Origin of the sequence: Acinetobacter rongchengensis, assembly GCF_003611475.1 — a bacterium.
GTDB lineage: Bacteria > Pseudomonadota > Gammaproteobacteria > Pseudomonadales > Moraxellaceae > Acinetobacter > Acinetobacter rongchengensis.
In genome coordinates this window covers 18,599-27,084 of record NZ_RAXT01000043.1, presented here as the reverse complement: position 1 = coordinate 27,084, position 8,486 = coordinate 18,599, and the positions used below count along the sequence as shown (strand labels likewise).

9 protein-coding genes and 1 pseudogene are annotated in these 8,486 nt (G+C 48.9%); all 10 read right to left on the bottom strand.

The window, feature by feature from the left end; all coding sequences use genetic code 11:
* Positions 1-399: 399 nt before the first annotated feature.
* Complete coding sequence (locus tag D7V20_RS14840) at positions 400-636, bottom strand: hypothetical protein (RefSeq protein ID WP_016165480.1); 237 nt, start codon at positions 634-636, stop codon at positions 400-402.
* 33 nt (positions 637-669) lie between these two features.
* Positions 670-921: a hypothetical protein gene (locus tag D7V20_RS14835; RefSeq protein WP_016165481.1), complete on the bottom strand. Its 252-nt coding sequence runs from the start codon at positions 919-921 to the stop codon at positions 670-672.
* A 7-nt stretch (positions 922-928) separates the two neighbouring features.
* Positions 929-1,174 (bottom strand): hypothetical protein, encoded by a 246-nt coding sequence (locus D7V20_RS14830; RefSeq protein WP_016165482.1) that lies wholly within the window; start codon positions 1,172-1,174, stop codon positions 929-931.
* Between the two features lie 318 nt (positions 1,175-1,492).
* Positions 1,493-1,645 carry a hypothetical protein gene (locus tag D7V20_RS19880; protein WP_016165484.1) on the bottom strand — a complete coding sequence of 51 codons (153 nt, stop codon included), beginning with the start codon at positions 1,643-1,645 and terminating at the stop codon, positions 1,493-1,495.
* A gap of 155 nt (positions 1,646-1,800) precedes the next feature.
* On the bottom strand, positions 1,801-2,334 hold the full coding sequence (locus tag D7V20_RS14820; RefSeq protein WP_016165485.1) for an ImmA/IrrE family metallo-endopeptidase: 534 nt from the start codon (positions 2,332-2,334) through the stop codon (positions 1,801-1,803).
* Between the two features lie 3 nt (positions 2,335-2,337).
* Positions 2,338-2,688, bottom strand: a complete 351-nt coding sequence (locus D7V20_RS14815) for a helix-turn-helix domain-containing protein (protein ID WP_016165486.1) — start codon at positions 2,686-2,688, stop codon at positions 2,338-2,340.
* A gap of 264 nt (positions 2,689-2,952) precedes the next feature.
* Positions 2,953-3,509 (bottom strand): annotated as a pseudogene (locus D7V20_RS14810) (DUF6685 family protein).
* 401 nt (positions 3,510-3,910) lie between these two features.
* The gene (locus D7V20_RS14800; protein ID WP_016165489.1) at positions 3,911-4,981 is read right to left on the bottom strand and encodes a ComEC/Rec2 family competence protein; all 1,071 of its coding nucleotides are present in this window, start codon (positions 4,979-4,981) and stop codon (positions 3,911-3,913) included.
* A gap of 45 nt (positions 4,982-5,026) precedes the next feature.
* Positions 5,027-7,282: a ThiF family adenylyltransferase gene (locus D7V20_RS14795; protein WP_016165490.1), complete on the bottom strand. Its 2,256-nt coding sequence runs from the start codon at positions 7,280-7,282 to the stop codon at positions 5,027-5,029.
* Positions 7,279-8,472 (bottom strand): ComEC/Rec2 family competence protein, encoded by a 1,194-nt coding sequence (locus D7V20_RS14790; protein WP_016165491.1) that lies wholly within the window; start codon positions 8,470-8,472, stop codon positions 7,279-7,281. The genes D7V20_RS14795 and D7V20_RS14790 overlap by 4 nt, the downstream gene beginning before the upstream one ends.
* Positions 8,473-8,486: the final 14 nt, after the last annotated feature.

Genomic DNA, 8,486 nt, shown 5'->3' with positions numbered 1-8,486 from the left:
TGTTACGCATCATATATATTTGTAATATATTGTTTTATATGTTTATTATTGAAAATATTTTAGTTTTAGTAACCATCATGAGTACCACCTCTAATTTAATTTCCCAACAACTTACTTATCTGTGATCAATGTTAAATAAGTCTTATACTGATCCTAGCCCAGCCCATATGGACAATGCTTACTTCTAAAGATAACGTAACGTTAACTTTATAGATGTAAAAATGGCTAAAGGCTTTAGTCCAGAATTTAAAAAGCAAGCAATTGATTATGCACTTTCAACCTCACACAAGTCTGTAGCTGCAATCGCCCTGAAATTAGGTGTCTAGGATCATAGGAAGGGTTTGAACAATTAAAAAAAGCACCCAACGGCGCTTTTTTCTTTCAGATTTTTGCATGAATTTAATCATTAAATCCTAAGTATTTTGGCAATTCATTTTTGAAAAACCAACGTGAGCGACTAGCACCCACATCACGATACTTAATATTATGAATAGATTTGCAATGGATACACTCAAATTGCTTCCATTCCGTACCGCCACTTAGATCGTCAACCCAATCTTCTTTTACTATTGTATTCCAGCCTAACGGCATACTATCTATAGATAAAACAGTACATTTTTCACAATTATTGTTCATACAATCTTCTATAAGTAATTTCAAAAAAAAATTCTAAAATTGTGAAACGACATCAATGAAAATAAACTCTCTAGAATGTTTAGTTGGCATTCCTACGAATGTAAATTCAACATTCCTTTCTACATCATTTCTTCGTGTTTCCGCATGAACAGAAGAAACATGACTGACATCAAAGAATCGTACCATGTTGTTTAGGCCAATGATCTCATCATCCTCATTGGCAATTAAAACCTCTAATTCAGGATCAAACTTTTCTAATTTTTCAATTAAATCTTTAACTTTCATTCCTAACCTACTTATATATAACAGTATATTCTTTTTTATCCAATGGATGGACTATAGTCTTTTTCCCCCACTCAAATCTTTGAGGAGTCGGAAAATCTATAAACCTTATAAGATCATAAGTCCAATAATCTTTGCTTTTTTCAATTGCTTGCTCTGGCGTATATTTCGAAAAAAAATGGATTTCGATTATATTTCCTTCAAGATCTCTAGCATGCAATAAACATGAATAATTAGGTATGAATCCTTCAAACATGTTAATACTCAACCTATAAATTATTTAAAAAAAATTGCAGAATATAGCTTGCGAGAAAAAGGTATTTTCACAGATTTTTTTTGTTGAGAAATACATAACAAGAAAGAAAATAGCACCTGCAATCATCAGGAATATGCCTGTAAATTTCCAATTTACGACATCCTGATTCCCACAACGGCCACAGTAATAATAATAACCTTTGATACGCCCACCACATTCAGGGCAATTTTTGTGATTGATTAAGTAATTAGACATATTTAATACTCCATTGTTAATTTTAGAAAGCACACAAGCACGAATGCCTGTGCACCAGATCACTTAAGTTGCACATGGAACTAAAAAAGCCCATGCCTCATAACCATACTCATGCGCATCTAACACCTTGCCAGAATTGCCTCGTACTTTACGGAATCTACAAAAGATCCATTTCATGCCTTTCGGCGGTTCTTGAGTACCTAATTTCTTAAGCACATAGCTCACCTCCTCTCCCAAGGAGATTTGAAAAGCTGACTTAAATGATCTACAATGAAGTTCTCACGCTTTATAGTAGTCATCTGAGTAAGCCGAATAGCCCTTGGGTGTACTATCCGAAACTGATATGAAAGATAGCTTTCATATCAGTTTTTTCATTTTAAAGAACTAAATTTATTTCTAGCCGCTTTATAACCAACTTTGAATTTTTCTTGAATGTCTTCAATAGACAAATTAATACATGCTTGTGTTGGCATCAGTAACTCTGCCGCAAACGTATCAGCTTGCCATTCAGAATCTTCATAATGTTTATGCCTGACTGCACCACGTGCTAAGGCAAAACCCTCATGAAGAATTAAGTGCCCTATTTCATGTGCTACAGTAAATCGCGCACGGCAATGTTTTGGATCAGATACATCGCATAAAGCATCATAAGTATCTGCACGAAGAATAATAGTCATAGCATCTGGATTAGTTAAAGCCTCAACATCAGGCATATCCTCAATTTCCCAGACTTCTAAAATGACACCTAATTCATGCAATCGATGTTCTAAGCCTCGACTTAAATCTATTGACTGATTTAGTGACAGTTTAAAAATCTTGTCACGAATAATGAGTGCTTTTTGTTTTATGCTTTGTTTACTTAAAGGCGCGACTTTAACACCTCTAGGCATACATCCAGATGTCATATATCAATTCTCCTCAAGAATTTTTCTAAGTTGCGCCATATTCAAAGTATCGTCTTGAATTCGTCTAGCAAACATCAAAGCAATTTCTGCTTCTTCTGGGCTATTTGTTCGAACAGTAACATTATCAACACTTTGACTAGCAGCATGTGTAAGCAAATTTTCCTCTGCTTTACTTAAACCTAATGCGTTTGTAATTTTTGTAATTAATTCAGCACTTATTGGCTTTTTTCCTGTTTCCACAGCTGATAAGAAAGCTGAACTAACGCCAATTGAAGTCGCTAGTTCATTAAGATTGGTATCATAATCAATCCTAAGTTTCCTAATCGCTTTTCCAAAATCTGTTAGTTTAGACATTTTCGTAACCCTATTGCGTTACTCATTCATTATTGAAAGAGTAAATACTTTTTACAGTATTAACCAATCTTATATTAACTTTATCTTTTATTCAACATATAGGATTAAATATTCAACCTAAAGGTTAATTTTTTAATATTACTACTAAGAATAGATACTGTGCCATGAAATCCAACTATCTGTGATTCATAGACATCCTTGTCAGCAGATTGGAGATGAAAATTGCTTTGTCCATGGAGTCGTCGATTCAGTCAAGAACTGCTGTTACGCAGCCAGTGCCTCCCTTAAATCATTGCCTAAATCGTGGTGCCCCTGACTCAATAGTTCTGCCATCACGCACTCGGCGATTTGCGAACCCCGAGGGAACGCCAAAAGCGAACCTTCGCCCAGTACAGGTGGGAACTCCATGTTCGAACCAGAACCTACCAAGCTCTTCACAGTCCATAGCATCTGTCCATCCAAATACCTGGGGAGCAATACCAGATGAAATCCATCGAGCAGCCATTGCACAGTCAAATGGTTGAGCTGGTAGAGATAGAGTTTCGAGGCGTGGTGAATGCTCGCGCCAATGCGCGTGGCGACATGCACGGCGCCCGCAAGATGGTGAGATCCGCCACTGTTATCAAGGAAAAACGGCCATCCCAAGCTCGCACGCTAAACGTGTCGGAGCCACGTCCGTGCATTAGCCGGATTTCGCCATGTGAACAAAGCTCTTTTAAGCTCGCATCATCCAGTCAGAGCGAGGGCTTTCCTTTTCTGGCATATCGATTCTGCTCATCAATATAGTAGGCACCAAAGACATCCACATTTTCGTGCGGCATGCCTGCTGACTTACTTGAGGAGATGCCCTCTATATCGCTTGCGTCGCATTCAAAGTGAGGCGCCATCGTCACTTGCACTAGCGATCCATGTGGACTTTGGAAAATCCTCCTTAGCGCCCCAGGCTGAGACCGGAAAGCGACTCCGCAAAGTAAAGTTGCCACGGTCGAGTTTATCCAGGATGCTCCATCGACGGCGTGAGTCATCAAAAATCTTCGATTTTGGGGTGTTGAGGCGCACGCCTTTTCCTGCCGCCTCCCTAAGCTCCAATAGTTCACACCAAGCTTCACACCGCTTCCGAACCAGTTCCGGCGGTCGATTCCAATATCTTCGCCACCACGGCCATGTGTGGAGTTCGAGCACTGAAGTTGGTAACTCAGAGAGCGACATCGCATTCATAGACTCAACTCTCTTGTTCTTCGGGGTACTCCGCTTGAGGAATTGATACCCAACCATCGCGGGTAATGCCCGCCCCGATGCGGAGATTCTTGCTTTCGGTTGCCGCCCAGTGCCCACCCCGGTGTAATACAGCGCGAATTACGGACTTCCGCGGGTGATCCTCATCGGCTTTGGCAGAACTGCAAATGGCATTCCAGGTATGCTGGATCGGCATACTGTCCAACCGTGAACCAACCAGTTGGTCCAGAATTTCAGTCGAGACATTGTGCCGCCCGCCATGGTGGGGCACCTGAAAATACCGAATGCCTGGCAACGCGAGTCCGGCAAATGGCGCGTAGTCAATAACCTCTTGCAGCGCCTCACGCCCGGCATCGCCAGTAAGCATGACACGATGACCGTTCAGGACAGCCGACTGGACCACACTCATTTCATTTTCACGACTGGTAGGCTCAGGCGGAAAATACTCCTCGCCCCACAGGGATTTGATGTAGGCGGTCGCGGCCTTCATTGCCCGGAATATGCCGCTCAACGCGCTGTCCAAAGCACTTTCTTCAACAGCCTCCGGTGTCTTCGTGGAGTCCACAATCAGGTCGAAATAGCGCCCCAGGGTTGGTGCCATCACAGTGAAGGGGCCGATGCTCTGCCCCTGAAGGGGGGCATGGATTGGAATTCCCTTTTCTACCGCCAGATCCTCAAGAATTGCCGTGGCATCGTAGATGGAGCGCAACTTCCGTCTCAGCGCCTCAACCGATTCATAGGTCTCGAATCGATCAATCAACTGATCTGCATAGATCCACGGCCTGTTGATCCAAAGATTTCTGACCGTGCACTGCTCTAGAACTTTTCGCAAACCATTTGCGTGATCGCGATCAGGGTGCGTGAGAATCACATGGTCGATGACTGTTGTTCCGTAGTAGGTCTTCAGGTGCTCGACAATCTGATCTCCCGTATCCAGATATCCTCCGTCAACGACGTGCACGCCCTCAGTGCCATTCACAGAATAGCGAAGCGTGATCGCATCTCCGCTTTTTGCTGTTTCGACGCCAAGAAAATCGATCTCGAAGTAGTCAGCCATACATCCCTCTTGTTTTATGCCAATAAAGTGCTGGTGGCTTTACCCCTACCAGCGATCCACCGCACATGTGGGTCCTGTCGGAGTCCATACCAACGACACGGCGGGAAGACCACCAGCATCCTCGGCGATGTTGCGCAATGTGTTTCGGTCTATGCCCGAGTGTGGGCCGCCTTTCGGGTGGCTGTGCCAAGTTCCGATGAAGGTGAGATACCCTAAAGAGGCTCCATTTGCCGCACGCAAATTCTGAACAAGTCCATCCGTTCCGAGGACGAAGCAGGCGGCCTCTCGAATGCTGTCAGGCGGCGCGTCCACGATGCCCGCAATGGTGATGGTTCGATTTTCAAACGAGATGCGGCCGACCAAGGCTCCGCCTGTTTCCAGAGCGCCCCAGTGCAGCGCATCGGCATGGATCGCTTGCACGACTGGGTGCAGAATCCGAATGTTCCAGCCACCATCATCAGCTACGTCGAGCACAGTGGTCGGGCCAAGACTGGCGCGGGTCCATGCCATGCCGAGGCCTTCGGCATCCGAGATCCCGGTGCAAAGCATCGCCTCCTTCGGAAGCCCGCCAACGAGCCAGCGTTCCAGTTGCAGACCGGCCAGTGACGAAGAACGCGAAACAACGGCATCAGACATTGGCATCGTCAGTGAACGGCAGTTGTCGCCCACAAAAATGCGCGTCGGCTCCGACGTATCCCCAGCAATCGATGCCCGCAGTTCCGGCACAAACCGACAGCACTCGAACAAGAATGCCGTGAGGTCGTCAACCCGACCGGCGCGACTAGGTCCTTCAAGCAAAACCGCGACACAGCGGCCCTGACCATACATCGCGATCCGTACCAGGCGGGCAGGAGACTGGTTCAGTACTGCTGATTGTGTTTCTGCGGCCAGCACCTGAAGTGAGGCCGTCGCATCCACGATGAGAGCCGCATCCTGCGGAATGACTGTGGCGAACTGTGCCGGATCGACCAGAAGGGTCACGGCGTCGGTGTCGAACGCGCGCGATTGAAGATGCGACAGCTCCTCAAAGGCCGTCTTCATCCGCGCCGACTTCCGAGGTGGGACCAGTACCGATGTCCGCTCAATGAGTGCATGCCGTGCCGCGTTATGAGGTGACATGGACTCGTTGTCGACGAAAGTCATTGAGCCGAAACCTGCTCGCCCCAGTTGCATCGCGATTTTCGATCCCACACTTCCGCAGCCGAGTATGACTAGCGGCTGCGATGTGGCTGCTGGTGGAATGCCGGATGTCCTTGCTAGCAACTCAGGAGACAACGCATGCGCGTGAAAGGCTGGGTGAACCGTGGCGTTTCGCTCCAGGAGCGCTTTAGCGTTGAGTTCATAGCGCACCGCGTAGGGCAATACCTCGACACTTCTCCCTGGTGAACCCACAAGCGACGCTGGCCGTTGTACCGTCAGAATTACAATCGCGTACAAGCCATGCACCCAGCCGCGCGAGTCCTGCTGCATATCCAGGATCGAGCGTCCGTAATAACCATCCAAGCCTTGGGCCAACGCGTCGCGATCAATGCCAAGTTCCGCTGCTAGATCAAGCAGCGTCGCGAGATCGACAACCGTCTCCGGTTGGTAGCGTCCGACCATGTGCGGGTGGCCGTCGGTCATTGGAGCCCGCGCAATGAAGGCCGCAGTATGGCCATTTCCCCACTTGCCCAATTTGTCGTTGTGAACATCATGGACGAACACTGCATCGATTTGTGCGGTCAGTTCGGCATTGAGGATGGCGTATAGCCCGCCATCAATCGTCACGTAGCCTGCGGGAACTACCAGAATCGTGCCGTCAGCAGGTGCGGAGGCCGCAACCTTTTCGGCACTGAATACAATGGTCGAAGGACAACTGTCTCGGCGCGTCGGCTCCCACCCCTGTTCCAAGTCCAGCAATGTTCCGGCCGCAGCCTTGTGCAGCCAATCGACCAACTGATCGACAATGGCGTCTAGACCAAACCGATGCAGCAGTTCGTCCAAGGACCCCTCGAACAGGCAAGGCGAGACCAGCTCACCTTCGCGATGGGGGTTGATGTGCGGCAAATTGAGCGGAAAGTCCGCACGCAAGAAAGGCTTGGGCGCGGACAGGGGCCAATCACTGCCGAATACCAGCACGCATGTCTCGACAGCGCGCACTCCGGTTTCGGAGACGCCGTTACGCCGTGACCTGTTTGGCAGTTGGACGGCAACATCGACTTCTATTTGCGTCGATGCACCGCTTGCCTTGGGCTCGCCAACGCGAATCAGGCCCCGATGCCGCTGAAGTTGATGTAGTGCGTCAGCGATGGCGCCCGTCATGATGCCCCGTGCGGCATCGGAGTGCGCGCGGAGGTGATCACGGCAGCGGCCTTCGATCCGGACTCCTTCTTCGAGGGCGGCTGCACTCCCTGAGCGGTGACGGTGAAAACGAGGGGCTCCAAGGATTTCTCGCTCGGGTACTCGCCCGTGCAATAGAACTCGCCCTTTGCTTCGTCTACGATCGCCACGTACTCACGCTTTGCGCGGATGCAGGGTGGATCACTGTCGTCGTCTGCAATCGGCTTGCAACTGGCGACGATGACGGCGCCGTCACGGGTCTGCGAAAGCGCCTTGCGGGCATCGGCATCGAGTTTGGCCTTCTCGCCGTAGTCGGACCAACTGTCATAGGACAGCGAATGCCAAGAACAGTGATGCGGTGCCTGCATGATGTCGTACTCAAGTACATCGGCTTCGGTCTCGTGGCGCTGCCACTGGCGGTTCCAGATGAACACCTCAGCATCGCCACCAGTAAGGAACTTTGCGCCATCCGGCGTCTGAGCATCAGCGGCTAACGTGATGTTCAGGATCACGCTGGACTGGTTCTTGACCAGGCACTCTTCCTCTTCTTCGTCGTCCTGGGCATCCAGGGGGGCCAAAAGAAACGCAGAGAAGAATGCGGAACTCTTGCCGTTGATCGTCGAGAAGCGCGTGTCCACCTTCCGCACAATCGAGGTGAGATCATCGGTTTTTCCATCGATGTCCTCGCCCATGATCTGGATGCGGTCGCCGTTTCCGACGGCGAAGTTCTTGTCGCGGTTCAGTTGTATCCGCCGACGCGCCTCCGTGTTGAATACCTTGGCGTCGTCGCTCAAAGTGTGCGTCTTGCTTGCGCGTCGAAACACGATGGGAGACGACCACATCTCCCGGATCACGATTTTCTTGTCCTTGTCGTCCTTCTTGTCATCCGGGTACTTGTCCAGCGGTCCCAGGTAGAAATGCCGCGTCAGCCCACGGCAATGATCCTGGTCCGGGTGGCTCAACAAAAAGGCATCGACATATGGCCTGCCGTTCTCGTCTTTTTTCAGTCGTTCGCGCAGATCCTTGGCGACATCGCGCACGTCCTTCCCAGGATCATCGGCATCTTGTCTGATGTTTACGTCGATCAGCAGGGTCGTCGCGTCAAGATCGCCGAACTTGATGAGTGTCATGTCCCCGTTGTCGACGGGGAAAAAGGTGATGGTTGTGGGCATTGAGGTCTCCGGGT